Source organism: Arcobacter caeni (assembly GCF_003063245.1).
In the GTDB taxonomy this organism is placed as follows: Bacteria; Campylobacterota; Campylobacteria; order Campylobacterales; family Arcobacteraceae; genus Aliarcobacter; species Aliarcobacter caeni.
Genome location: NZ_MUXE01000023.1, coordinates 1 through 23,979 on the forward strand (window position 1 = coordinate 1; position 23,979 = coordinate 23,979).

Consider the following 23,979-nt stretch of genomic DNA (forward strand, 5'->3'; position numbering starts at 1 on the left):
GTCTAGTGTTAGAAATTGGTTTGAAATTTACCCTCAACTTAGTATATTTTTCAGTGAAATTGTGTCAAAATATACTAAGTAATTAAAGGGTAACTGGTGGGTTTACACAGTTTATTTTACAGTCTCCTCAATTTTTCTAATAATCTCAGCACTAGGTCTTGCAAAATAGTAACCTTGTACATAATCAACACCGATTTCTTTTACTTTTTCTAATTCATATGGAGTTTCCACACCCTCAGCTAATATTTTTATACCATTATCAATACAAATAGTTCTAAGAGCTTTATAAATAGACTGTTTCATAGTGTCTGTATCTATATTTTGAATAATATTTCTATCTACTTTTATAATATCAGGCTTAATATCTATAATCATATTTAAAGATGAATATCCCTCACCAACATCATCAAGTGCTATTAAAAAACCTTCTTTTCTATAATAATTTAAAATAGTTTTTAAATGTTCTTTATCTTTTACATTTTGTGTTTCAACAACTTCAAAAACTATATTTTTTGGATCAAACTCAAGCTGTTTTGCCCACTTTACAGTAGAAGCCAGACAAAATTCTGGATCATAAATAGAGGTTGGAATAAAGTTTATAAATACTTTTGCATCTATTTTTTTTACAGCTGTTGTTTTTAACGCTGTTTCTCTACACATTCTATCAAGGGTAAAATTCATATCATTTCTTGTAGACTTTGAAAATAAAATATCGGGATACATTAGTTCACCATTTGGTAAAACGCCTCTTGTTAAAGCTTCATAAGCAAATATATTGTTTGTTTGCATATCAATTATAGGTTGAAAATGAGCTGTTAAACTACTATTTTCAATTATATCAAAGAAGCTTTTATCTTCTATGTAATGTAAATATTTATTAAATGATTTTGCAAAAAATATAGTTCCTAGGCTTAGTTGATTATCTTCATTTTCTATAAATATTTTTATTTCTTCTTTTTCTAAATCATTAAAGTTTGTATTTAAAAAATCAAAATTTTCTTCAAAAAAAAGTTTTGGATTTTTTTCTTTAATTGTTACTATTCCAGGTATTTTATTAGTTTTAAACCCTATCTTTTCAAGTAGATTTGAAGATTTGATTATTAGTTCATTTATTTGCGTGATAAAATGAATTTTACTTTCTTTTTCACTTATTTTAAAAATATCTTTACATTTACATGCCATTTTTTAATCCTTTATTATTAATTGAAAATAAAAATCTAATTAATAAATAATATAGGAATAAAAAGCTTTTTTGTATGTTTTATATGTTCTTTAATATTAATATTTTAAGATATAAAATGATAAAATATAGTATAAATTAAAATAAAAATAATAAAGGTAGAGGATGAATACTCTCTCAGAAATCGAAAAATGGCTTAAAGAACATGCTATTAATAATTATCTAATTTCAGAAGATTTCTATATAACAGTACAAGGGAATGTTAATCTAAATAAAAAGTTAAGTGTAAAAAAATTACCTGTTAAATTTAAAACAGTAGATGGATTTTTCGATATAAGTAATAATGGGCTAACTTCACTGGACGGATGTCCAAAAACAGTTACTGGGGATTTTAATTGTTCAAGAAATAATTTAATTTCTCTTTTTGAAGGACCAACTGAAGTTAATGACTTTGATTGCTCTTATAATCAATTAAAAAATTTATCTTATGCTCCAAAAGAAGTTAAAGGAAATTTTGATTGTTCTAACAACCTAATTGATTCTATAAAAGGGATGCCAAGAACAGTAAAAGGTTCTTTTAGATGTGCATCAAATAAAATATCTACTTTAAAAGGTGGTCCAAAATATGTTGATGCCACTTTTGATTGTTCTGAAAATTTAATTGAAAGATTATCAGGAGGACCAGTTTCTGTTGGACAAGATTATTTATGTTTTAAAAATAATATAACAGATTTAGATGGTGTTGCTGATGAAATAGGTCTTGATTTAGTATCAGATATTAGATTAAACCATCTTGCAAGTACATTTAATGAAGAAGAAAAAACATGGAGATATAAAGGTAGTGAAGTTATTTCACATATTTATAAACCTATTGTTGCACTTACAAATGTGGATGATATTAGTAGATGGCTTAGAAAACATGAAATAAAAAATTTCACGATTTTAAAAGACAATTCAGTAAATGTTCATGGTGATGTAAGACTAGCAGATAAATTAGCAAACTTATTAAAATTACCTTTAAATTTTAATATCGTAGAAGGTGATTTTGATATTGGTGATAATGAATTAACTTCACTTGAGGGAAGTCCAAAAAAAGTTACTGGAAGTTTTATGGCTCATAAAAATGAGATATTTTCTCTAAAAGGTGGACCAAAAGAAGTTGGAGGAAGTTTTATTATTTTACATAATAATATAGCATCATTAGAATTTTCTCCATCTGTTGTAAAAGAAGATTTTATTTGTTCACATAATCCTTTAAAAGAGTTAGATGGTATAAATACTGTACTTGGATATATTTTTACAGGTGTTCATATTCCTAATATTAAATGTCAAAAGTATGTTTATAAAGGAATTACAACTTATAAATATCCAGCAGATTTTGTAATGAAATATTTAGATAAACAATATATTTCATTAACTGATGAAGAAAAAGCTTTTGAAGAAACGAAAAAAAATCTTGAAAATGTTATTACAAAAATGCTTGAACAGTCAACTTTATCAAAAGAGATGATAAATGATAATCTTATTAAAAATCTAACAAAATATAGATTAGATGATTTAAAAACAAAGGTTTTAGTTATTAAATATCCTCCTGAAGATGACACAAGAATGCGACATTTAACAGAAGATGAAATTATGAGACTAGCATTTGAAAAAGAGATTTAAGCAAATTGATTAAGTCTTAAATAGATTTTTTAGGGTATAATCGCAAAATTGATACATTAAATAAATAAAAAAATAAATGGAGATAATTATAATATGGTTCAAACTGTCAATCTAAAAAAATCTTTTGGTCCAAGAGTTTTATTTCAAGATATAAATGTAAAATTAGATTCTGGTAAGAGATATGGTTTAATTGGTGCAAATGGTGCTGGTAAAACTACATTTCTAAAAATATTATCAGGACAAGAAGACGCAACAGAGGGTGAAGTACAAATTCAAAATGGTAAAAAAGTGGGAACGCTATCACAAAACCAATTTGCTTATGAAAATAATACAATTTTTGATGCAGTACTTTTAGGAAATAAAAGATTACATGACGCAGTAAAAGAAAAAGAAGAGCTTTATTTGAGCCCTGAATTTACTGATGAAATTAACGATAGATTAGCTGAATTAGAAATTATTTGTTGTGAAGAAGATCCAACTTATGAATATGATGTAAAAATCACAAGAATCTTAGAAGACTTAGGTTTTCCAGCTGCTTCTCATCAAGATTTAATGAGTACTTTAACAGGTGGAGATAAATTTAAAGTTTTATTAGCACAAGTTTTATATCCAAAACCAGATGCTTTATTTTTAGATGAGCCTACGAATAACTTAGATATTGCAACTATTGGTTGGTTAGAAAATCAATTACAACACCACGATGGAACAATGGTTGTTATTTCTCACGATAGACACTTTTTAAATGCAGTTTGTACACATATTTTAGATGTTGACTTTAAACAAATCAGAGAGTTCACAGGGACTTATGATGATTGGTATATTGCTTCAACTTTAATTGCAAAACAAAATGAAAAAGATGTTGGTAAAAAATTAAAAGAAAAAGAAGAACTTGAAAAGTTTATTACTAGATTTAGTGCAAATGCATCTAAAGCAAAACAAGCAACTTCAAGACAAAAACAACTTGATAAACTAGATATTGGAGCAATTCAAATATCAAGCAGACGAGATCCATCTATTATTTTTAAACAAAAAAGAGAAGTTGGAAAAGAGTTATTAACTGTTAAAAATATTTGTAAATCTTATGGTGATCAAGTTGTTCTAGACAATATCAATTTTACAGTTGAAAAGGGTGATAAAATTGCACTTATTGGTACAAATGGTATTGGTAAAACTACTATTTGTGAGATTTTAGAAGGAAATTTGAAAGCTGATAGTGGTGAAGTTTTATGGGGTGCAACTATTCAAAACTCATATTTCCCACAAAATGCAACTGATATAATTGAAGGTGATGTTACACTTTATGATTGGTTAAGAAACTGTGATAGAGATGCTGATATTTCTGAAATTAGAAACTGTTTAGGAAGAATGTTATTTAACGGTCAAGAACAAGAGAAAAAAGTTAACTCTTGTAGTGGAGGTGAAAAACATAGAATGATGCTTTCTAAAATCATGTTAGAACAAGGAAATTTCTTAGTTTTAGATGAACCAACAAACCACTTAGACTTAGAAGCTATTATTGCATTAGGTGAGGGTTTACTTGAGTATCCAGGATCTGTTATTTGTGTATCTCACGATAGGGAATTATTAGATGCATTTGCTAATAGAATTATTGAAATTCAACCAGGTGGAACAATTATTGACTTCAAAGGAAGTTATGAAGAATATATTGAGTCTAAAGAGGCTTAATATATTTTTATATTAAAAAAGTAAAATAAAAAAGGGGAAGATTTTAAAATCTTCCCCTTTTTTTATAGAAGTAAAAAATAGTTATTTTGCGTGTCTTGAAGACATTCTAATTTCTCTTCTTTGAATTGCATCATTATATCTTCTTTTGTCATCTTCTGTAACTAAATCTAATTTAGGAACTGCAGCTGGTTTTCCATTTTCATCAACAGCAATCATAGTAAAATAACAAACATTTGTATTTTTAATTGTATGATCTTTTATGTCTTCTGAAATTACTTTAATACCAATTTCCATAGAAGTTCTTCCTGTATAATTTACAGAGGCATGAAATGTAACAAGTGAACCGATTTTAATAGGATCTTTAAATAAAACCATGTCAACTGATAATGTTACGGCATATGTTCCTGTATATCTTGCTGCACAAGCATATGCAACATGATCTAGCATTTTTAAAATTTCACCACCGTGAACATTTTTCCCAGAAAAATTTGCTTTATCTGGAGTCATTAGCATAGTCATTGTAAGAGATTTTTCTCTTTTTATTTCTTCACTCATTTTATTACCTTATAATTATTGAAATGTGAACTATTATAAAACAAAAAAGTAGTAAGAGTGTAGCAATTAATTAAAATAGCGTTATAGTTTATAAAAATATAGAAAAAAGTAACATTTTCTTGATATTAAATGTTTTTATTTAATATTTCAAAGTATTTTTCTCTACTTATTTCATAAGCTCCTAAACTTTCTAAGTGTTTGTTGTGAACTTGACAATCTATAAGTTTTATATCATTTTGTGTGGCTTGTTGACAAAGATGATAAAAAGCTACTTTTGAAGCATCCGTCACTTTTGAAAACATACTTTCTCCACAAAAAATATTTCCTATTAAAAGTCCATAAAGTCCACCTACTAATTCATCATTTAAATAACATTCAATACTAAAAGCAATATCTAAATAATGTAAATTTTTGTAAGCTTGAATAAAATCTTCATTTATCCAAGTGCTATCTTCATGTTTTCTTTTTATCTCGGCACAAGCTCTAATAACTGCTTCAAAATTTTCATTAGATTTTATTATAAAACCTCTGTTCTGAATGGATTTTTTTAAGCTTTTTGATACTTTCATTTCATTTGGTTTTATAACCATTCTTTTTTGTGGGCTAAACCAATGAATATAATTATAGTCATCCATATACCAAGGAAAAATACCATTTTCATAAGCATTTAACAATCTTTGAGGATGAAAATCTCCACCAACTGCAACTAAATCATCTTTTATCATATCAAGAGTTGGGAAATCAAAGTTATTTTCATCTAATAAATATATTTTATTTTTTTTATCAAGTAGTTTCATATTTGTATTTTATTGAAAAAGATGTTAATATCCAACAATTTTAAATAAAAGAGATTTTAATATATGCAAAATAGTTATAAAAGAATTGATGCACATCTATCAAGTTTGGGATACTGTACACGAAGTGAAGCTAGAAAATTTTTACGAATTTACGAATTTTATGTGAAAGATGAAAGAGTATTTGAACCATCAATAAAAGCTTATCATAATGATGTAAAAGTAAATAATGAGCCACTTGACCCTGAAACAATTACAATTTTATTAAATAAACCATCAGGATTTATTTGCTCACATAATGATGCTGGAAGTTTGATTTATGCATTAATTCCATCAAGATGGAATAGAAGAAATCCAAAAATATCTACAATTGGAAGACTTGATGTTGATACAACAGGTGCAATTATTCTTACAGATGATGGAGCTTTAAATCATAAATTATCAAGCCCAAAAAGCGATGTTTCAAAGATTTATGAAGCAACTTTAGCTGTTCCTTTAAATGGTGATGAAAAAGATATTTTTGCAAGTGGAGAATTGATGTTAAATGGTGAAAAAAAACCATTACTTCCAGCAACTCTTGAAGTTTTAGGCGAAACTCATGTGAGATTAGAAATTTGTGAGGGGAAATATCATCAAGTAAAAAGAATGTTTGCAGCTGTTGGAAATAGGGTGCTATCACTTCATAGGGTTAGTTTTGGTGGATTTACGGTTGAGGATTTAAAAGAGGGTGAGTATAAGTTTATATAAACTAACACTCCTCTAAAAATTTAATTAAATTTATCAAATATCTTTTTTTCTAATTCTTTAACAGTTTCAATGGCATTTTTTTCATGATTCGAAAATCCCCAATTTACCAAAACAGAATCAACTCCAGCTCTTGTGGCTGCCATTATATCTTTGTGTGAATCTCCGATTAATTGGGCATTTTGACTTGAAATATTATGAATATCAAGTATTTTATTTACCATTTCAGGATGTGGTTTTGGATTTTTCACGCTGTCATATCCTAAAATAGTTTTAAAATGGTGACCAAGCCCGACATGATTTAGCATTTTATGAGCATAATCAGAATTTGCATTTGTAGCAACAGCCAGAGTAAAATCTTTACTTAAATCATCAATTAATTTTGAAATTCCATCATAAACAGCTAAATCAGTTAAACAATGAATATTGTAATATTCTTCAAAAAGTTTTGTTTGTTGTGGTGTAAACTCTTTTGTTCCATAAAAAAATTCTGCAGAATTTATAGCAGGATCATTTACTTTTTCTAAAATATAATCTTTTTCTAATTTTTCAAAACCTAAATTAACTCTAACATAATTTATTGTATTTGTAATAGCTAAACCGCTATCTATAAGCGTTCCATCCATATCAAACATTATTAGACGCATAAATATTAATCCTTATTTTTATATTGATTTGTATTATATTATTTAAAATATAAAGTAAGATTAAATAAATTTTTTTAAAAAGTAATTAAAGAGGATAAAATTTATCTTATTTTAATAATTGAGTTGATAAAATTTCGCATATAGGATATTTATATTAAATCCTCCTACTACTAAATACATTTATTTAGTATCCTATACACTTAAATAGATTTGAACGCGGCTTCACAAATTCCCATGTGAAGCCTTTTTTTTACCATCAATAAACTAAATTTTATATACAAGTGAATATAATACAAATTCTATTTTGGAGTTTCAATGAAAAAAATCTTACCATCTCTTACGCTGATTGCAATTATTGCAATAATAATTATAATATTTTTATCTATGTCAAATAAAAAGCAAATGACTGTAATTCAAACAGGAAATAATACTTTTCAACCAATTCAAATTATCCCAAATCATTTTCAAGATACACAATGTGGTATGACATTACTTGCAGAAAAACACTCAGCCCAAGCAATATCGCCTGATGGAAAAACTTGGTTTTTTGATGATGTTGGTTGTTTAGCTTTATGGTACAACAATATAAAATTTCAAAAAGAAGTAATCTTATGGGTTTATACAAACGATACAAATGAGTATATCAATGCTAGAAATGCATGGTTTAATAGAACCGATACAACTCCTATGGGACATGGATTTGGAGCTTTTAAAAATAAGCAAGAGGGATTAATATCTTTTGAAGAAGTTATTTTAAAAGTTTTAAGAAATGAGGATTTGAGAAATCCATATATTAAAAAAGAGTTGTTAGGAAATAATGGAAGCAATTAGTATAATTACAATAATTTCAATAGCGTTTTTAGGCTCTTTTGGTCACTGTGTTGGAATGTGTGGTGGAATTGTAATAGCATATTCAAGTACTAAAATAAAAAATGATTGGACAAAAAAAGTTCAAGCTCTTGCTCATTTACTTTACTCTTTTGGGCGAATTTCAACTTATATGATTCTTGGAGCTTTATTTGGTCTTGTTGGTGGAGTTGTAACTTTTGATAATACAACAAGTGGGATATTTTTATTAATCACAGGTTTTATGATGATTTTAGTAGGACTTTCACTTCTTGGGAAAATCAAGTTTTTAACTATTTTAGAGCATAGTTGCTCAAAATCACCTCTTTATCAAAATACTTTTAAAGCACTTTTAGGTTCACAATCTTTATTTAGTTTTTATCTTTTAGGGATGTTAAATGGTTTACTTCCCTGCGGTTTTGTGTATGTTTTTGCAATCACAGCAGCTAGTACTGGGAGTGCATTTTGGGGAGCTTTTGTAATGTTTATATTTGGTTTAAGTACAGTTCCTGCACTTTTTTCTTTGGGATTTTTTGTAGGATTATTTAAACAATCAAATCTGCGAGACTTATTTATAAAACTAGCATCAATTTTAGTGATAGCTTTTGGATTTTATATAGGATATTTAGGTTATGAATATTTAGTTGACCCAACAAAATCAATCTTAAGTTGCCATATTTAAGAATAAAATCATATAAAAATTAAATTTTAAAAAGGAGGAACAAATGATTAATAAAACAAGAAAATACTTTAGCTTTTTTGGGATTTTAGCAGCAACTGTTAATAGAAAACTGCAATCTTTTAACTGTATGATACATGCTATTTTATCAAATAAAATGCCAGAAATTACTAAGTTATTGCTATTAAAGCAATTAAAACCAATAAATCTATATTCAACAAATAAAAAATAAAACATAAAAATTAGGAAAAATAAAATATGCAAAAAAAAATATCTTCAAGCTTAATTACAAGCTTACTTCTAGCCACAACAAACCTTTTTTCAGTTCAAAATTTAGAAACAATTACAGTTAGTTCATCATTAATAAAATCAGATGAAAAAAGTGCAACATATGCTACTGAAATCTATACAAAAGAAGATATAGAAAATTCTAAATCAAAAGATATATATGACTTTTTATCATCTCAAACATCTGTTAATGTAAGTCCAAATTTTGGTAATGGTTTTTCACAATTATTAGACTTAAGAGGTTATGGAATAGCAAATGGAGGTGAAAATGTTGTTGTTTTAGTAAATGGAAGAAGAATGAATAATATCGATTCAGCTCCTCAACTATTAAGTTCAATTCCAATTGAAAGTATTGAGAAAATTGAAATATTAAAAGGAACAGGTTCCGTGGCTTTCGGTGATGGAGCAAATGCTGGAGTTATAAATATTATTACAAATGGTAAAAATATTAATTATATAAAGGCATATGCTGGAAATAATGGAACGAAAAATGGAACAGTAAGTTTTGGTCAAAGTTTTGAAAAAGTTATTATAAATGGTTATATGGATTACACATCAACTGATGGTACTAGAGTAGATTTTAATGATGATAAAGATGAAAATTATAATAAAAATAAGAAAGTTGGTATTACATATTTTCCTACAGATAATTTAGAATTAAACTTATCAAGAAGTTATTCAAATATGAATACGAAATATGCAGATTCATTAACTCTTAGTGATTATAACAATAATATAAATAAAACAACAGGTTTTACAGAACAGTATTTTAGTTCTTATGTTACAAGTGCAGGAACAAAATATTTTATAAATGATAATTTTTCTTTTGATGTTGATTATAGTGATGAAAATAAATTAAGTAGATATTCTAGTGGTTGGAAATCAAATTATGATTATAAATCCTATGCAACTAAATTAAATTATAGTAATGATACTTTAAAAATGGTTTTTGGAATAGATGGATTTAATGGAGATAGATTAGGTTCTGATAATACAACTACAAAAGACAATAAAGCAGCTTTTGTTTCAGCAGAATACAATATTAATGATAAGGTAAAAGTTTCATCAGGAGTTAGAAGAGAAAATGTTGAGTATGAGTATAAACCAAATGGTGCAGAAAGTTTAAAAAATGATGAATACTTAAATGCTTATGATTTAGGAATAAATTATCAAATAGATGATATTTCATCTGTTTTTGCAAATTATAATAAATCTTTTCAAGCCCCTGATATAGATAAATTCTTTTATACTGATTGGTATACTGGTACAACAACTTTTAATGGGTTTATAGAACCTGCAAAAGTGAATAATTATACAGTTGGATATAACAATATTCAAAGAAGTAATAAATTTAAATTATCTGTATTTAGAGCTGACTTAAAAAATGAAATATATTATTATAATTTAAATTATGCAAATAAAAATACAAATATAGATGAATCTCATAAATATGGTCTTGAATTATATGATAAATATTTAATTAATGATAATTTATATACTTCAGCTAATTATTCATATATTATTGCAAAAATTGATGAAGAAAATGAAGCGAATGGAGCTTATAATGGGAAAGATTTGCCAGGAGTTTCAAAACACAATATAACTGTTAATTTAGGATATAACATAAATAATATAAATACAGTTTTATCTCATACATATAGAAGTAGTGCTTATGCATCGGATGATTTTGAAAATAACTTTAATCAAAAACAAGAAGCTTATAATTCTACTGATTTAGGAACTTCATACACTTATAAAAAAATTGAGTTATTTGCAAAAATCCAAAATTTATTTGATGAAAAAAATGGTTTATGGATAAGTGATGATAAAATCTATCCTGTTAATTTTGAACGAACTTATTATGCTGGGATGAAAGTTAAATTTTAATGAAAAAACTCCTATTTATACTAATTTTTTGTATAAATTTATTAGGGCAAGAAAGAATTGTAACTCTTTCTCCCTCAATAAATGAAATTGTTTTTGCACTGGATGAGGGTGAAAATGTAGTTGCAAATACAAGTTTTTGCGATTTTCCACCTGAATCAAAAAATATCAAAAAAATAGGTGGTTATTCATCTATTTCATTAGAAAAAATATTGGAAGTAAAACCTACTATTGTAATTGGACAAGATTATGATGAAAAATTAATTGAAAATCTAAAAGCTTTAAATATTAAAATATTATCTTATAAAACAAATACATTAGAAAATATCAAAAATACTATTATTCAATTAGGTATTTTATTTAACAAAGAACAAAAAGCAAAAGAATTAGTAAATAATATCGATAAAAAGCTAGATTCTTTAAAATCAATTGTAGAAAATAAAAAAATATTGATAGTAATAAGTCCTAAAAATAGCTTGTCAAATGAGATATATGTTACAGGAAATTTTCTATATTTTGAAGATATTATAAAAACTAGTGGAAATGAAAATGCTTATAATTCTTTAAACAAAGCACAACCTGTTGTAAATACAGAAAAAATAATAAATATGAATCCAGATATTATAGTATTATTAGCTCCATTTTATGATGGAAAACCAAAAGAGTTAGAAGAGATAAAAAAACTTTGGATAAAATTACCAATTAATGCTGCTAAACAAAATAATATTTATGCTGTTGATAAATTATACGCAGGAATTCCAAGTCAAAGAGTAGAGTATTTTATAGATGATTTTAGAAAGATTTTAGAAGATGTTAGAAATAAATAATTACAATAGTGCTATTTTAAAAGATATTTCATTTTCTTTAAAACAAAATGAAAACCTAATAATTTTAGGTGAAAATGGTGCTGGAAAGTCCACACTTGCAAAAGTTTTATCAAATCTTATATCAAATGATAATGTAAAATTATTTGGTGAAAACATAGATAAAATCTCAGATTTAAAAAGAGCAAAACTTATAAATTATATTCCACCAAAACTCTCTATTTTTGATGAATATATTACTTTAAAAGAGTTTTTAGAATTATCAAGTATTGAAAATATTGATAATGAGAAAATAGAAAAAATAATTTCTTTATTAAAATTAGAAAAATTAGAAAATAGATATTGTAAAGCTTTTAGTTCAGGAGAAAAACAACTTTTACTTTTAGCTTCAAGCATTATGCATAATGCACAAATAACGATTTTTGATGAACTTACAGCAAATCTTGATATTAGTAGATTAAAAGAAGTTTATGAGATTTTTAATAGTGATTTATTAAAACAAAAAATTATTATTACTCATAATCTTGATTTAGCAAATGCACTAAAATATAAAATTTTATTTATAAAAGATGGAAAAATTGAGTTCTTTGATGAACATGAGAATTTTTTTACAAATGAAAATTTACAAAAGTTTTACAATAATACTATTTTGAAATTAGAAAATCATTTGGTGGTAAATTTATGAAAATATTTTTATATCTAATCTCTTTTATAATTCTTGCTATTTCGCCATTTTTTGGAGAAATTACATTAAATTTAAGTCATATTTTTGATTTTACAAATAGTTCAAATATGATTTTTTGGGATTTAAGAGTTTCAAGAGTTTTATTGGCTTTTTTTGTTGGTGGAATTTTATCATTAGGTGGTTTGATTTTTCAAATTATCTTTAAAAATGAACTTATAACTCCTTATACTTTGGGAATTGCCAGTGGAACTACACTTTTTACAGCCATTGAAATTGTGTTTTTCCCTTTATTAAATATCTCAATTTCTTCTGTTTTTGGTTCATTGATTACAATATTGATTTTATATTTTATTTCAAAAAAAATAAATAAAAATTCAATTTCAGTTTCTACAAACTCAATTTTACTTATAGGAATTGCCTTATCATATTTTTATGGATCAGCTTTGATGTTGGTTTTTTATATGAGTAATTTACAAGAAAACTACTCAATAGTACGATTTACTTTAGGAAATTTAGATGCGGTTGGTTTTTCTAATAGTTTAATTATTATGTTTGTAAGTTTTGTTTTTTATTCAATTATTTATTTTAATAAACAAAAAATTAAATTATTACTTATTTGTAATGACACCGCATTTTTAAAGGGTTTAAATGTAAATAAAACAACACTAATTCTTTTAATAGTAGTTTCTTTAAGTGTTGGAATTAGTATTAGTTTTGTGGGACCAATAGGATTTATTGGGCTTGTGATTCCTCATGTGATTAAACTTATTTATAAACAAAGTGCTGATAAGTTGTTTTTTCCTGTATTTTTCTTTGGAGGAATATTTTTGGTATTTTCAGATTTAATTGCTAGAAATCTAAATACAGATTCAACCCTGCCAATTGGTGTGGTAACTGCATTTATTGGTGCGCCATTTTTTGTTTATTTATTGATTAGAAGAAATAAAAAAGTATAAATAAATTTATACTTTTAGAATCTATATTTTATTTCTTTTTCTTTTTCTTTTTCTTTTTATTCTTAGCAGCTTTTGCTAATTTTGCATTTTTTTTTCTTTTTTCTTTTTGTGCATCAACATTTGCAGCTTTTCTAGCATTTATTACTTGTTCTTTTTTTTCAGCGCCATCAGGAGCAAACCCAGCTTTTAGAGTGCTTCTTTTTTCATTCATTTTTTTTGCTAATCTATCGCCTTTTGTTGTATCTACACTTGAGTTATTTGCTCTTCCCATTATTTACCTTGTTGTTTTAGTTTTTGTATTGTATTGAATTTTCAATAAAGAAAGTATTATTCTTTAAATCAATAAAAAATATATTTTATTACAGTATTATAATTTAAACTTATATATAATAAAACAAACTTTAATTTTTATAAGTTATAATTATAAAAATATTTAGAAAAAATCTATTATTTAACCGTTGGATTTAGTTTAGCTTTAAGCTTTTTAGGTAGATGTGCAAATACCATAGTACTATTTTTGATAAATTTTTCTTTTTCAAAAATTGAAATATCTAGTGTCATATTATCTATTTTAAAAGTTAATAGTTTTATAGTTTGATTTCTCTCTTCAAAAGATAAGTTATCTTTACTTAAATCTATAATTTTTTTACTTTTTGCCAAAATAAACCTTTTGAATTTTTTTCTAATTATAATAAATTAATCTTAATAGGATTTAATAATGCAAGAACAAGAAACAATAAAATCTATTCCATCGGATAGATTACAATTTTTTCCAGTTATGATGTTTGCCATTATAATGGGATTAGCAGGTTTGTCTTTGGTGTATAAAAGAATCAATGAAGTTTTGTCTTTTCCTTCTTTTATAGCGACTTTTATGGCAATTTTAACAACAGTACTTTTTTTCGTGATTTTATATTTTTATATTTTAAAATTAATAAAACACAAAAATGAAGTGAAAAAAGAGTTTTCCCATCCAATACGAATAAACTTTTTTGCTGCATCTTCTATTTCAATACTGATTTTATCTATGATTTATAGACATAATATTGATTCTTTAGCTCAAATATTTTGTATAGTTGGAGCTGGTTTACATATATTTTTTACTTTTTATACTATTAAATTTTGGATAAACAATAACCTTGAAATACAACATTCAAATCCTGCTTGGTTTATTCCTATTGTTGGAAATTTGATTGTTCCAATTGCTGGAAAAGGTTTTATTGATGATTCGATTTTATACTTTTATTTTTCAATTGGAATATTCTTTTGGATAATTTTATTTTCTATTATTTTAAATAGAATCATTTTTCACAATCAATTCGCACCAAAATTTATGCCAACACTTTTTATACTTATTGCACCTCCTGCTATTGGATTTATTTCATATATAAAATTAACTGGAAATTTAGATTTTTTTGCTCAGATTTTATTTAATTTAGGACTATTTTTTACAATTTTAGTATTTGTGATGTATAAAAATTTTATAAATATCAAGTTTTTTATCTCTTGGTGGGCGTTCACTTTTCCAATGGCTGCGATTACTTTGGCAACTATTTTAATGTATGAATTAACTTCAAAATGGTTTTATGGATTTTTATCTTATTTTTTAGCAACTATTACGACGATTATTGTTTTATTAGTTGCCGTTCAAACCATAAAACATATGAGAAAAAAAGAAATTTGTATTATGGAATAATGATTTTTAATCCAAATATTTTTTTTAAGTAGTTATAATATTTCTTTATAAAAATATGAAGGAAATATTATGGATTTTAGATATATAGGAAAAAGTGGTTTAAGAGTTAGTTCAATTTGTATGGGAACTATGACTTTTGGTTCAAGCGCATCAAAACAAGAAGCTTTTAAAATTTTAGATAAAGCTTATGAAAATGGAATAAATTTTTATGATACAGCTGAGATTTATCCAGTTCCACCAAAAAAATCTTATGAGGGAACAACAGAATTAATAGTTGGTGAATGGCTAAAAACAAAACCAAGAGATTCGATAATACTTGCAACAAAAGTAAGTGGAGCAGCATCTGGTTGGTTTGTTCCACCAACAAGACACGGTTTAACTGCAATTGATTCTTTTCATATCAAAAGAGCAGTTGAGGGAAGTTTAAAAAGATTAGATACTGATTATATTGACCTTTATCAAATGCATTGGCCTGATACTATTGTGCCAATTGAGGAGTCTTTAAAAGCTTTTGATTCTTTAGTAAAAGAGGGAAAAGTAAGATATATAGGAAGTTCAAATGACACAGCTTATGGACTTACAAAAGCAAATGAAACTTCAAAAAATAAAAATCTAACAAGATTTGAATCTATTCAAAATAATTTCTCACTTTTAAATCCTAGATTTTTAGATGAGTTATCAACAGTTTGTAAAAATGAAAGTATTTCACTTTTACCATATTCTCCAATTGGTGGAGGAGTTTTAAGTGGAAAATATAATAATGCTTTTTATCCTGATGATGCAAGATTTAGTGCATATATGAAACATGAAAATCCAAGAGTTCAAGCCCAAGCAACAAGATTTGTAAATGATAAAACAATAGCTGCAACTACTAAATATATAGAATTAGCAAAAGAATATGGAATCTCACCTGTAACTTTAGCTGTTGCATATTCAAAACATTTTGATTTTGTAGCTTCTACAATTATAGGTGCAAGAACATCTGCACAGTTAGATGAATCATTAAAAGCTTTTAAATTTAATATAAATGATGAACTTTTTTTAAAAATTGAAGCTATACAAAAAGAAATATTATATCCAATGGGATAAAGTTATTTTTTCCTATTTTATAGGGCTTTTAATCTAATATTTTGAAATAAAGTAATAATATATTAGTTATTTTTGCACAAGGATAGAGATGAAAGCACTTACAATAGGGAAAAAGTTTACATTAATAAATGTAATAGTGACAATATTTGTTTTAGTTATAGGTTATTTTATATTAAATAAATATAAAAATGATTTGACTAATGAAGTTTATAACGATACGAAAACTGAATTAAATGAATTGTCAAAAATTAAAATTGAAGCAAAATTTGAAGTTGGAATTTCAAATGCAATTTCTATTTCAAATGATTCTTCAATAAAAGAAGCATTAGCTTCAAATGATAGACAAATGGCCATAAAAGCACTGGCAACACTTTCAGATAATATGAAAAAATCAACACCTTTTCAAAATATTCAAATTCATATTCATACAAAAGATAATCACTCTTTTTTAAGATCTTGGAAAACTGATAAGTTTGGAGATGATTTGAGTTCTTTTAGAACAAGTGTTGTAAAAGTAAACGGTGAACAAAAAGCAATTAATACTTTTGAAGTGGGAGACGCAGGACTTAGTATTCGCTCAGTTGTTCCTATTTTTGATGAAAATCAAAAACATTTAGGTTCTATGGAATTTATGCAAGGTATAAATTCTGTTGCTACTTCATTTGATGAACATGGAGATGCTTTTTTACTTTTAATGGATGCAAAATTAGCAATTGCAGCAGTAAAAGCAGAAGATAAATTAAATGAGTATTTGATTTCTCAAAAATTTATAAATAAAGAATTTTTAGAAGATAGTAAAAAAATTGATTTTAATAAATTATTTGAAAATAAATATTTAATGTCAGATAAATATTTTTATACATACATTGATATAGTTGATTTTAGTGGTAAAAAATTAGGCGTTGCATTAACAGCAAAAACAAAACAAACTGTTCAAAATGCTATTGATCATGCTTCTTACATTATTTGGGTTGCTTTGATTATTTTGGTTATTGCATTATTGCTTACTATGGTTATTTCTTTAGTAAATATGAAAAGTTATATTTTAGCTCCGATTTTAAATCTAAAAAATTCAATAGATGCCGTTAGTTCAAACAATTTATCACAAAGTTCAAGAATTGAAGTTAAATCAAATGATGAAATAGGAGAGGTTGTAAATAGTTTTAACAACTATTTAGATTCTATTGAAAAAGGATTAATTCAAGACCATACTGTAATAGAAGAGTCAAGAAAAATAATAGAAAAAGTAAATGCTGGTTTATTAAATGATAGAATAAAAGGAAAAGCAGATTCTTCTGGTGTTGATTCTTTAGTTAGTGAAATCAATAATATGATTGAGCGAATGCAAAAAAATCTTACAACTTTAAGTGAAACATTAGTTGCTTTATCAACTGCAAAATATGATTATGCAATACCTCATATAGATAACTTAACAGGAATAATTGCTTCATTATTAAGTGGAGCAAAAGTTACTCAATCTTCAATTAATGAAGTTATGTGTTTAATAGAAAAATCAAATACAGAACTATCTTCCAGTGCAAATGATTTAGAAAATGCATCAAAAAAATTGAGTAATTCATCAAATATTCAAGCAGCTTCACTTGAAGAAACAGCAGCGGCAATTGAAGAGATTTCAGCAACACTTACAAGAAGTGGTGAAAATACTTCTAAAATGGCTTTATATGCTCAAAATGTTACAAAATCAAGTGATGTTGGAAAAGAGTTGGCATATAAAACAGCAACTTCAATGGATGAAATAAATACTCAAGTTAATGCGATAAATGAAGCAATTTCAATAATTGACCAAATAGCTTTCCAAACAAATATTCTTTCACTTAATGCAGCTGTTGAAGCAGCAACTGCTGGAGAAGCTGGAAAAGGATTTGCAGTTGTAGCAGCAGAGGTGCGAAATCTAGCTTCAAGAAGTGCGGAAGCTGCAAATGAAATAAAAACAATAGTTTTAAATGCAACTACAAAAGCAAAAGAGGGTAAAGATATTACTTCAAAAATGATTGAGGGTTATAATGATTTAAATGAAAATATTGTTGTAACTACAAAATTAATAGCAGATGTTGCAAGTGCTTCAAAAGAGCAACAACTAGCAATGTCTCAAATAAATGATACTGTTAATTCTCTTGATCAAGCAACTCAACAAAATGCGGCACTTGCTTCAACAATCAGTGATATGGCTGCAAAAACATCAACTTTAGTAACTCATTTACAAAGTACAATAAATCAAACAAGTTTTGATAAAAATGCCCATAAAAGAGTTTGTGATACAGATATGATTATTGATATAAATAGATTAAAATCAGATCATATAAACTTTAAAAATGCTAGTTTTGCTGCTTGTAAAGAAGGATTTAAATTTACAGTAAAAAGTGCTCATGAATGTAACTTAGGAAAATGGTTAGATTCAAATGAAGATAAGCCTTTTGCAAAAAGTAAAGAGTGGAGTGATTTGAAAAATGCCCATAAAAAAGTACATGAATTAGTACAAATAACTGTTGATTTGTATTGTGATAAAAGTGAAAATGATAAAATATTTGCTACAACAAAAGAAGTTGAAGAAAATATTGAAAAAGTATTTGATTTATTAAATAAAATCAGAGAGATAAATTGTTCTAATTAGTCTTATTTAGAATATAAATTTAATTTTCTTAAGTTACAATTCTTTTTAGAAAAAAAGGATTGTACTTTTGAATACTGATACACAACTGCTAAAAACTGCATATAAACTAAGATTTGAATACTATAATTTTTATGAAAATAAAGAATCCCAATGGCATGATAAATATAAAAACCATAATTTATATGAGATTGTCGTAGAAAGTTTTGACTATAAATATAGTGAAATAGGTGTTGTTATGCCAAAACTTTTGGAGAAATTTTGTGTCCTATAAAGTGAATTGTGTTAAAATTAAGATATATAAAAATAGGTTATGATTTGAAAAAAATATTTATTATTCTACTAATATGCATTACAAATTTTGTATTAAATGCATCTGAAATTGCTTTAAATGAAAAAGAAAAAATTTGGATTGAAAAACATCCTCTTATTACTCTTGGAACGGATTTTTCTTGGGAACCTTTTGTTGTAAATAACAATGGAGTATTAACAGGTTATGATAAAGATATATTAGATTTAATCAATAAAAGAACAGGAGCAAATTTCCAGTTAACTACTGGCAAATGGGAAGAAATATTAATAAAAGCCCAAAAGAAAGAAATAGATGGCTTAAGTACTAGTGCTGTTCATGAAGAAAGAGCTAAAGATTTTCTTTTTTCAGATACTTATGTTAATACACAAAAATATTTAATTACTTTAAATGATAACCCTAAAAATATTAATTCTATTGATGATTTAGTAGGTAAAAAAATTGCTTATCAAGAAAATAATTTATTTGATCAAAAACTTGCATCTCAATATAAAAACTCAACAATAGTTCCATTAAAAACAGTTGAAGATATATTACAAAGTTTAATTACTGGAAAAGTTGATGTTATTTTAGGAAATCATGAAATTTTTTCAATGGCTATGAAAAATAAATTACCATATTTAAAAATAATAGATAAAGTAAAAAATAGTAAATTAGATTTAGTATTTTCTCTTAGAAAAGATTATCCTGAAGCTATTTCTATTTTAAATAAAGGTTTAAAAGCTATTTTGGTCGAAGAGAAAAAAATATTAGATAATAAATGGTTTTTGTACTCTCAAGATTTAAAAGAAAATAAAAGTAATTTAAATTTGACGAAAGAAGAAATAGAATATTTAAAAAATAAAAAAGTATTGAAAGTTCCAAGTATAGAAACATTACCTCCTTTTAATTTTACTGAAAATGGGAAAGCAAAAGGTTATAGTATTGATTATATGGAGTTAGTAGGAAAATATTTAGATATAAAAATCGAATTTATAAGCGATAAAACTTGGGATGAATATCTTCAAATGTTAAAAAATAAGGAAATAGATTTAATTCCTCATATGGCAATTACCAAAGAAAGGCAAGAGTATTTTGCTTTTACAAATTTTAATCATATTGAATATGATGCTGGAATAGCAGTACATAGAAATAGCAAGATTGACTCAATGGAAGATTTAAAAGATAAAGTAATCGCAGTGACAAAAAAATCATTTGTAGAAACTTATTTAAAAACAAATTTTCCTGATTTTAGCTTGGTTTTAGTATCATCAACAGCAGAAGCTGTAGAATTTTTATCTTTAGGTAAAGCTGATGTGGCAATTGGAAATTTACCTGGTCTTAATTATTTTATTCAAAAAAATTGGCTGAGTAATATAAAAACAATTACAATTGATAATTTTGGAACTGCATTAAAGACAAATCTTCCAATGGCTGTATCAAAAGATAATCAAATATTAAAATCAATACTAGAAAAAGTAAATGCAACGATGACTCATAATGAAATTGCAGCACTAAAACAAAAATGGATGAATGTATCATCTCTAGATTACAGCAATAATGAGTTAAATTCAATAGAATTAAATTATTTACAAAATAAAAATGAAATAAAAATGTGTGTTTTACCAAATTGGCTTCCTTTTGAACAAATTGATGAAAATGGTAACCATAAGGGAATAGGTGCTGATATTATGAAACTTATTTCAACATATATAAATAAGCCAATAAAACTTATACCCACAGATAAATGGGAACAATCTTTAGAAAATATTAAAATAAGAAAATGTGATATTTTACCAATAGCTGTGAATCTACCAAGTCGTAGAGATAGTATGAATTTTACTAAACCTTATTTTTTAGAACCTTTTGTTATTGCTACAAAGACGGATAAATTATTTATTAAAGACTCTACTTCTTTAAGTGATAAAAAAATAGGTATTCAAAAAGATTATTCTTTTAAAGAAATATTGCAAGAAAAAAATCCTTCTATCCAAATAATTAGTGTAGAAAACACTAAAGAAGGCTTAGAAAGAGTTTCAAGTGGTGAGTTGTTTGGATTTGTAGATACTATGCCAACGATTGGATATAGTATGCAAAAATACTCTATGTATGATTTAAAAATAGCAGGAAAATTGGAATTTAATACAGAAATCAGTATAGCTTCAAGAAATGATGAACCTTTATTAAATACTATTATGCAAAAAGCTTTAGATTCTATTAGTGAAGAGCAAAAAAGAACTATTATTGGAAAATGGGTAGAAATAAAAATTGCACAAGTGTTTGATTATACATTTATATTGCAAATAACAGCACTCTTTTTGTTTATTGTTTTAGCCGTTTTATATAAAAATAGAGCAGTTACTCTTCTTAATAAAGAACTAATAAAAGTAAAAAATGAGATGGAAGAACAACAAAAAATGGTTGATAAATATGTATTGATATTATCAACAAACACAGAAGGAATAATTATAGATGTAAATGAAGCTTTTTGTAAAATTATTGGTTTTTCAAAAGAAGAATTAATAGGATTTACACCCAATATTATGCGGCATCCTGATATGGATGAAAATTTTTTCTCTTTGATGTGGGATACAATAAATAAAAACAAAATATGGTCTGGGGAAATTACAAATTTAAAAAAAGACAAAACTCCTATAATTTTTAATATGAATATTGAAGCAATTTTTAAAAATGGGATAAAAATCGGTTACAGATCAATTTCAGAAGATATTACAGATAAAAAAAGAATAGAAGAATTATCAGTTACGGATAAATTAACAGGTCTTTATAATAGGCTTAAACTAGATGAAATGATGCTAATAAAAATTGAAGAATTTAGAAGATATAAAATAGATTTTTCAATTATATTAATTGATATTGATAATTTTAAAGAAGTAAATGATAATTATGGACATGATGTTGGAGATTATGTTTTACAAAAACTAGCAAAAATATTAAAAGAAAATATTAGAACTAGTGATATTGTAGGAAGATGGGGTGGTGAAGAGTTTATTATTATTTGCAATAATACAAATCTAGAAAATTCTATGGTTCTTGCACAAAATATAAGAAAAATTGTTGAAAATACGATATTTGATAAAATTGGAAGTAAAACTATTAGTTTAGGTTTATCTCAATTTCATAAAGATGATGATGTAAAAACTTTATTTAAAAAAGCAGATAATGCCCTTTATATAGCTAAAACTACAGGAAAAAACAAAGCTTGTAGCAATTAGATAAATAAAGAATCTTTACTTAGTTGTAAAATAGGTTCCCATTTCGATTAATATTAATTTATTTTTATAATATGCTATAATTGACTATTATAAAATTCATAAGGTATTCAAAATGTCTAGTCCTTTATTATTATCAACAATTAATAACTCTATTGGTAATAAAAAAAATCATGTTACTGTTCAAGATTTATGTAACTTATTTAATGGCAAAAAGGTTCTTAATGATTTAGATAAATATGTAATTGATACTATTCAAACAGAAGCTACAGAAGATGAATTAGAAAATTTTAAAAAAACTTATCATATCGCATCTGAAAAAATAAAATATGTCTTATCACTCAATCCTTACTAATTTAGATATAAATAAAATTATTTTTATAAAAGAAAATTACTCTGAACAGATTGAATCTTTAATTCAGTTTTATCCAATAATTGCTAATGCAATAAAAGCAGGAATTCCAAAAGATTCTGTTAAATTTGGTGGTGGTACAGCATTAGCTATGTATTATTTCCAACATAGACTTAGTTTTGATATTGATTTGTTTTTAGCTGACCAACAATATTTGCCTTTTTTTAGCCCAAAATTATGGATAGATGATTTTGATTCTTTCAATGATTCTGAATATATAGATAAATATAATCATATTGGTGTAGTTACTACAACAGATATTAAATTAGATATTTTGGTTGATACAAGCTTAACAAATAAATATATAGATGATTCAAAATTAATCTTTCCCTTTGATGTATATGTAGAAACAATAGAAGATATTATCTCTAAGAAAATTGTTTTTAGAAAAAAGGATAATAAAACTAGAGATATTTTTGATATTGCAGTTGCTATAAGTAAAGATAAAAACCTTTTATCTAATCTTTTATCTTTAGATAAAATTGAAATTCAAGATTTAATAGATTTAAATGAAGCTCTAAAAAAATTAAATGTAGATAAATACAATTCACAGATCAAGATTATTGAACCTATTAAAGAATATGAAGAACTGTCAAAAAATGCACCATTAATTTTGATAGAAGAATTAAAGAAATATTCTTAAAATAATCAAAAAGTGCAACTTTTTTATATTGAAAAATAACTGTGTACTTAGAATATCAGTTAATTTACTTTAAATCTTTAATTCATATCATTTAATTAATTTATGCTCAATAGCATAATATTTACCTTCATCCGTTAATTGAAGATGAGTATTCCCATATTTTTTATTATCAATTAATTTTTGGTCTAGCATTTTATTTAATATTAAATCAGTCATAATTCTTGATATATTTAAATTTCTAACAATTTCTGAATAAAGAATATAATCTTTTGTATTATTTTCAAATAGCATAACAATGATGAGCATAACTTCTTTTATTTCATCATTTGTTTTATCAATAATCAATTCTTTTACGGGTGTAAATGGATTATTGCCAATTTCAGGTTTCTCATATAAAGGTGCTTGGAGAGGTAACTAAAAAACATACACTTTTTTGCTAATCCCTAAGCCACCATTTCAGATTGTAACACTTTTTCTTTTTCTTGTTTTTCTTCAAATTTAACAGGTGATAAATTTCCTAAATAACTATGACTTCTAACTCTATTATAATAAAAT

General features: G+C 25.5%; 24 protein-coding genes. 17 read left to right on the forward strand and 7 right to left on the reverse strand.

Annotated elements, in window-relative coordinates; all coding sequences use genetic code 11:
• Positions 1 to 111: 111 nt before the first annotated feature.
• A complete protein-coding gene (locus B0174_RS11285) occupies positions 112 to 1,182 on the reverse strand; it encodes an EAL domain-containing protein (protein ID WP_108561000.1) in 1,071 nt (356 codons plus the stop codon).
• A gap of 163 nt (positions 1,183 to 1,345) precedes the next feature.
• Between B0174_RS11285 and B0174_RS11290 the strand changes: the two genes are divergently transcribed.
• Together B0174_RS11290 and B0174_RS11295 are read left to right on the forward strand one after the other, a co-directional pair.
• Positions 1,346 to 2,845, forward strand: a complete 1,500-nt coding sequence (locus tag B0174_RS11290; protein ID WP_108561003.1) for a hypothetical protein — start codon at positions 1,346 to 1,348, stop codon at positions 2,843 to 2,845.
• A gap of 93 nt (positions 2,846 to 2,938) precedes the next feature.
• On the forward strand, positions 2,939 to 4,531 hold the full coding sequence (locus B0174_RS11295; RefSeq protein ID WP_108561006.1) for an ABC-F family ATP-binding cassette domain-containing protein: 1,593 nt from the start codon (positions 2,939 to 2,941) through the stop codon (positions 4,529 to 4,531).
• Positions 4,532 to 4,612: 81 nt separating this feature from the next.
• Here B0174_RS11295 and B0174_RS11300 read toward each other — a convergent pair whose 3' ends face one another.
• Both B0174_RS11300 and aat read right to left on the reverse strand, forming a co-directional pair.
• The gene (locus B0174_RS11300; protein WP_108561009.1) at positions 4,613 to 5,086 is read right to left on the reverse strand and encodes an acyl-CoA thioesterase; all 474 of its coding nucleotides are present in this window, start codon (positions 5,084 to 5,086) and stop codon (positions 4,613 to 4,615) included.
• 125 nt (positions 5,087 to 5,211) lie between these two features.
• The gene (gene aat, locus B0174_RS11305; protein ID WP_108561012.1) at positions 5,212 to 5,883 is read right to left on the reverse strand and encodes a leucyl/phenylalanyl-tRNA--protein transferase; all 672 of its coding nucleotides are present in this window, start codon (positions 5,881 to 5,883) and stop codon (positions 5,212 to 5,214) included.
• 63 nt (positions 5,884 to 5,946) lie between these two features.
• Here aat and B0174_RS11310 point away from each other — a divergent pair, with 63 nt between their 5' ends.
• Positions 5,947 to 6,627: a 16S rRNA pseudouridine(516) synthase gene (locus tag B0174_RS11310; protein ID WP_108561015.1), complete on the forward strand. Its 681-nt coding sequence runs from the start codon at positions 5,947 to 5,949 to the stop codon at positions 6,625 to 6,627.
• Positions 6,628 to 6,647: 20 nt separating this feature from the next.
• Here B0174_RS11310 and B0174_RS11315 read toward each other — a convergent pair whose 3' ends face one another.
• Entirely contained in the window at positions 6,648 to 7,271 is a 624-nt protein-coding gene (locus B0174_RS11315; RefSeq protein ID WP_108561018.1) for an HAD family hydrolase, read from the reverse strand.
• 315 nt (positions 7,272 to 7,586) lie between these two features.
• On the opposite strand from B0174_RS11315, the gene B0174_RS11320 reads away from it, so the two are divergent.
• The 7 genes from B0174_RS11320 to B0174_RS11350 are packed head-to-tail and all read left to right on the forward strand — an operon-like array spanning position 7,587 to position 13,433.
• The gene (locus B0174_RS11320) at positions 7,587 to 8,102 is read left to right on the forward strand and encodes a hypothetical protein (RefSeq protein ID WP_108561021.1); all 516 of its coding nucleotides are present in this window, start codon (positions 7,587 to 7,589) and stop codon (positions 8,100 to 8,102) included.
• Positions 8,089 to 8,799, forward strand: coding sequence for a sulfite exporter TauE/SafE family protein (locus B0174_RS11325; protein ID WP_108561024.1), 711 nt, complete (start codon positions 8,089 to 8,091; stop codon positions 8,797 to 8,799). The genes B0174_RS11320 and B0174_RS11325 overlap by 14 nt, the downstream gene beginning before the upstream one ends.
• 43 nt (positions 8,800 to 8,842) lie before the next feature.
• Positions 8,843 to 9,028: a hypothetical protein gene (locus tag B0174_RS11330; RefSeq protein ID WP_108561027.1), complete on the forward strand. Its 186-nt coding sequence runs from the start codon at positions 8,843 to 8,845 to the stop codon at positions 9,026 to 9,028.
• Between the two features lie 26 nt (positions 9,029 to 9,054).
• Positions 9,055 to 10,971: a TonB-dependent receptor gene (locus B0174_RS11335; RefSeq protein WP_108561030.1), complete on the forward strand. Its 1,917-nt coding sequence runs from the start codon at positions 9,055 to 9,057 to the stop codon at positions 10,969 to 10,971.
• On the forward strand, positions 10,971 to 11,795 hold the full coding sequence (locus tag B0174_RS11340; protein ID WP_108561033.1) for an ABC transporter substrate-binding protein: 825 nt from the start codon (positions 10,971 to 10,973) through the stop codon (positions 11,793 to 11,795). Before B0174_RS11335 ends, B0174_RS11340 begins: the two co-directional genes overlap by 1 nt.
• Positions 11,779 to 12,477, forward strand: a complete 699-nt coding sequence (locus B0174_RS11345) for an ATP-binding cassette domain-containing protein (RefSeq protein ID WP_108561036.1) — start codon at positions 11,779 to 11,781, stop codon at positions 12,475 to 12,477. The genes B0174_RS11340 and B0174_RS11345 overlap by 17 nt, the downstream gene beginning before the upstream one ends.
• Positions 12,474 to 13,433: a FecCD family ABC transporter permease gene (locus tag B0174_RS11350; protein WP_108561039.1), complete on the forward strand. Its 960-nt coding sequence runs from the start codon at positions 12,474 to 12,476 to the stop codon at positions 13,431 to 13,433. Before B0174_RS11345 ends, B0174_RS11350 begins: the two co-directional genes overlap by 4 nt.
• A gap of 28 nt (positions 13,434 to 13,461) precedes the next feature.
• On the opposite strand, the gene B0174_RS11355 is transcribed toward B0174_RS11350, so the two are convergent.
• Together B0174_RS11355 and B0174_RS11360 are read right to left on the reverse strand one after the other, a co-directional pair.
• On the reverse strand, positions 13,462 to 13,704 hold the full coding sequence (locus B0174_RS11355; protein WP_108561042.1) for a hypothetical protein: 243 nt from the start codon (positions 13,702 to 13,704) through the stop codon (positions 13,462 to 13,464).
• A 176-nt stretch (positions 13,705 to 13,880) separates the two neighbouring features.
• A complete protein-coding gene (locus tag B0174_RS11360) occupies positions 13,881 to 14,093 on the reverse strand; it encodes a malate dehydrogenase (protein WP_108561045.1) in 213 nt (70 codons plus the stop codon).
• A gap of 58 nt (positions 14,094 to 14,151) precedes the next feature.
• Between B0174_RS11360 and B0174_RS11365 the strand changes: the two genes are divergently transcribed.
• The 7 genes from B0174_RS11365 (at position 14,152) to B0174_RS11395 (ending at position 23,424) form a co-directional block, all read left to right on the forward strand.
• The gene (locus B0174_RS11365) at positions 14,152 to 15,129 is read left to right on the forward strand and encodes an SLAC1 anion channel family protein (protein ID WP_108561048.1); all 978 of its coding nucleotides are present in this window, start codon (positions 14,152 to 14,154) and stop codon (positions 15,127 to 15,129) included.
• Positions 15,130 to 15,198: 69 nt separating this feature from the next.
• Positions 15,199 to 16,218 carry an aldo/keto reductase gene (locus tag B0174_RS11370; RefSeq protein ID WP_108561051.1) on the forward strand — a complete coding sequence of 340 codons (1,020 nt, stop codon included), beginning with the start codon at positions 15,199 to 15,201 and terminating at the stop codon, positions 16,216 to 16,218.
• An 88-nt stretch (positions 16,219 to 16,306) separates the two neighbouring features.
• Complete coding sequence (locus B0174_RS11375; protein WP_108561055.1) at positions 16,307 to 18,850, forward strand: methyl-accepting chemotaxis protein; 2,544 nt, start codon at positions 16,307 to 16,309, stop codon at positions 18,848 to 18,850.
• Between the two features lie 67 nt (positions 18,851 to 18,917).
• Entirely contained in the window at positions 18,918 to 19,121 is a 204-nt protein-coding gene (locus B0174_RS11380; protein WP_108561058.1) for a hypothetical protein, read from the forward strand.
• 44 nt (positions 19,122 to 19,165) lie between these two features.
• On the forward strand, positions 19,166 to 22,372 hold the full coding sequence (locus B0174_RS11385; protein WP_133174799.1) for a transporter substrate-binding domain-containing protein: 3,207 nt from the start codon (positions 19,166 to 19,168) through the stop codon (positions 22,370 to 22,372).
• 112 nt (positions 22,373 to 22,484) lie between these two features.
• A complete protein-coding gene (locus tag B0174_RS11390) occupies positions 22,485 to 22,724 on the forward strand; it encodes a hypothetical protein (RefSeq protein WP_108561065.1) in 240 nt (79 codons plus the stop codon).
• A complete protein-coding gene (locus B0174_RS11395) occupies positions 22,699 to 23,424 on the forward strand; it encodes a nucleotidyl transferase AbiEii/AbiGii toxin family protein (protein ID WP_108561068.1) in 726 nt (241 codons plus the stop codon). Before B0174_RS11390 ends, B0174_RS11395 begins: the two co-directional genes overlap by 26 nt.
• Before the next feature lie 87 nt (positions 23,425 to 23,511).
• On the opposite strand, the gene B0174_RS11400 is transcribed toward B0174_RS11395, so the two are convergent.
• Positions 23,512 to 23,769 (reverse strand): hypothetical protein, encoded by a 258-nt coding sequence (locus tag B0174_RS11400; protein ID WP_108561072.1) that lies wholly within the window; start codon positions 23,767 to 23,769, stop codon positions 23,512 to 23,514.
• Positions 23,770 to 23,979: the final 210 nt, after the last annotated feature.

What these genes read in the sequence shown, in the direction of transcription:
- B0174_RS11350 (WP_108561039.1), top strand. Translation starts at nt 12,474, where the DNA reads ATGAAAATATTTTTATATCTAATCTCTTTTATAATTCTTGCTATTTCG.
- B0174_RS11395 (WP_108561068.1), top strand. Translation starts at nt 22,699, where the DNA reads ATGTCTTATCACTCAATCCTTACTAATTTAGATATAAATAAAATTATT.
- B0174_RS11390 (WP_108561065.1), top strand. Translation starts at nt 22,485, where the DNA reads ATGTCTAGTCCTTTATTATTATCAACAATTAATAACTCTATTGGTAAT.
- B0174_RS11285 (WP_108561000.1), bottom strand. Translation starts at nt 1,182, where the DNA reads ATGGCATGTAAATGTAAAGATATTTTTAAAATAAGTGAAAAAGAAAGT.
- B0174_RS11365 (WP_108561048.1), top strand. Translation starts at nt 14,152, where the DNA reads ATGCAAGAACAAGAAACAATAAAATCTATTCCATCGGATAGATTACAA.
- B0174_RS11310 (WP_108561015.1), top strand. Translation starts at nt 5,947, where the DNA reads ATGCAAAATAGTTATAAAAGAATTGATGCACATCTATCAAGTTTGGGA.
- B0174_RS11295 (WP_108561006.1), top strand. Translation starts at nt 2,939, where the DNA reads ATGGTTCAAACTGTCAATCTAAAAAAATCTTTTGGTCCAAGAGTTTTA.
- B0174_RS11340 (WP_108561033.1), top strand. Translation starts at nt 10,971, where the DNA reads ATGAAAAAACTCCTATTTATACTAATTTTTTGTATAAATTTATTAGGG.
- B0174_RS11330 (WP_108561027.1), top strand. Translation starts at nt 8,843, where the DNA reads ATGATTAATAAAACAAGAAAATACTTTAGCTTTTTTGGGATTTTAGCA.
- aat (WP_108561012.1), bottom strand. Translation starts at nt 5,883, where the DNA reads ATGAAACTACTTGATAAAAAAAATAAAATATATTTATTAGATGAAAAT.
- B0174_RS11345 (WP_108561036.1), top strand. Translation starts at nt 11,779, where the DNA reads ATGTTAGAAATAAATAATTACAATAGTGCTATTTTAAAAGATATTTCA.
- B0174_RS11325 (WP_108561024.1), top strand. Translation starts at nt 8,089, where the DNA reads ATGGAAGCAATTAGTATAATTACAATAATTTCAATAGCGTTTTTAGGC.
- B0174_RS11335 (WP_108561030.1), top strand. Translation starts at nt 9,055, where the DNA reads ATGCAAAAAAAAATATCTTCAAGCTTAATTACAAGCTTACTTCTAGCC.
- B0174_RS11375 (WP_108561055.1), top strand. Translation starts at nt 16,307, where the DNA reads ATGAAAGCACTTACAATAGGGAAAAAGTTTACATTAATAAATGTAATA.
- B0174_RS11355 (WP_108561042.1), bottom strand. Translation starts at nt 13,704, where the DNA reads ATGGGAAGAGCAAATAACTCAAGTGTAGATACAACAAAAGGCGATAGA.
- B0174_RS11320 (WP_108561021.1), top strand. Translation starts at nt 7,587, where the DNA reads ATGAAAAAAATCTTACCATCTCTTACGCTGATTGCAATTATTGCAATA.
- B0174_RS11370 (WP_108561051.1), top strand. Translation starts at nt 15,199, where the DNA reads ATGGATTTTAGATATATAGGAAAAAGTGGTTTAAGAGTTAGTTCAATT.
- B0174_RS11315 (WP_108561018.1), bottom strand. Translation starts at nt 7,271, where the DNA reads ATGCGTCTAATAATGTTTGATATGGATGGAACGCTTATAGATAGCGGT.
- B0174_RS11290 (WP_108561003.1), top strand. Translation starts at nt 1,346, where the DNA reads ATGAATACTCTCTCAGAAATCGAAAAATGGCTTAAAGAACATGCTATT.
- B0174_RS11300 (WP_108561009.1), bottom strand. Translation starts at nt 5,086, where the DNA reads ATGAGTGAAGAAATAAAAAGAGAAAAATCTCTTACAATGACTATGCTA.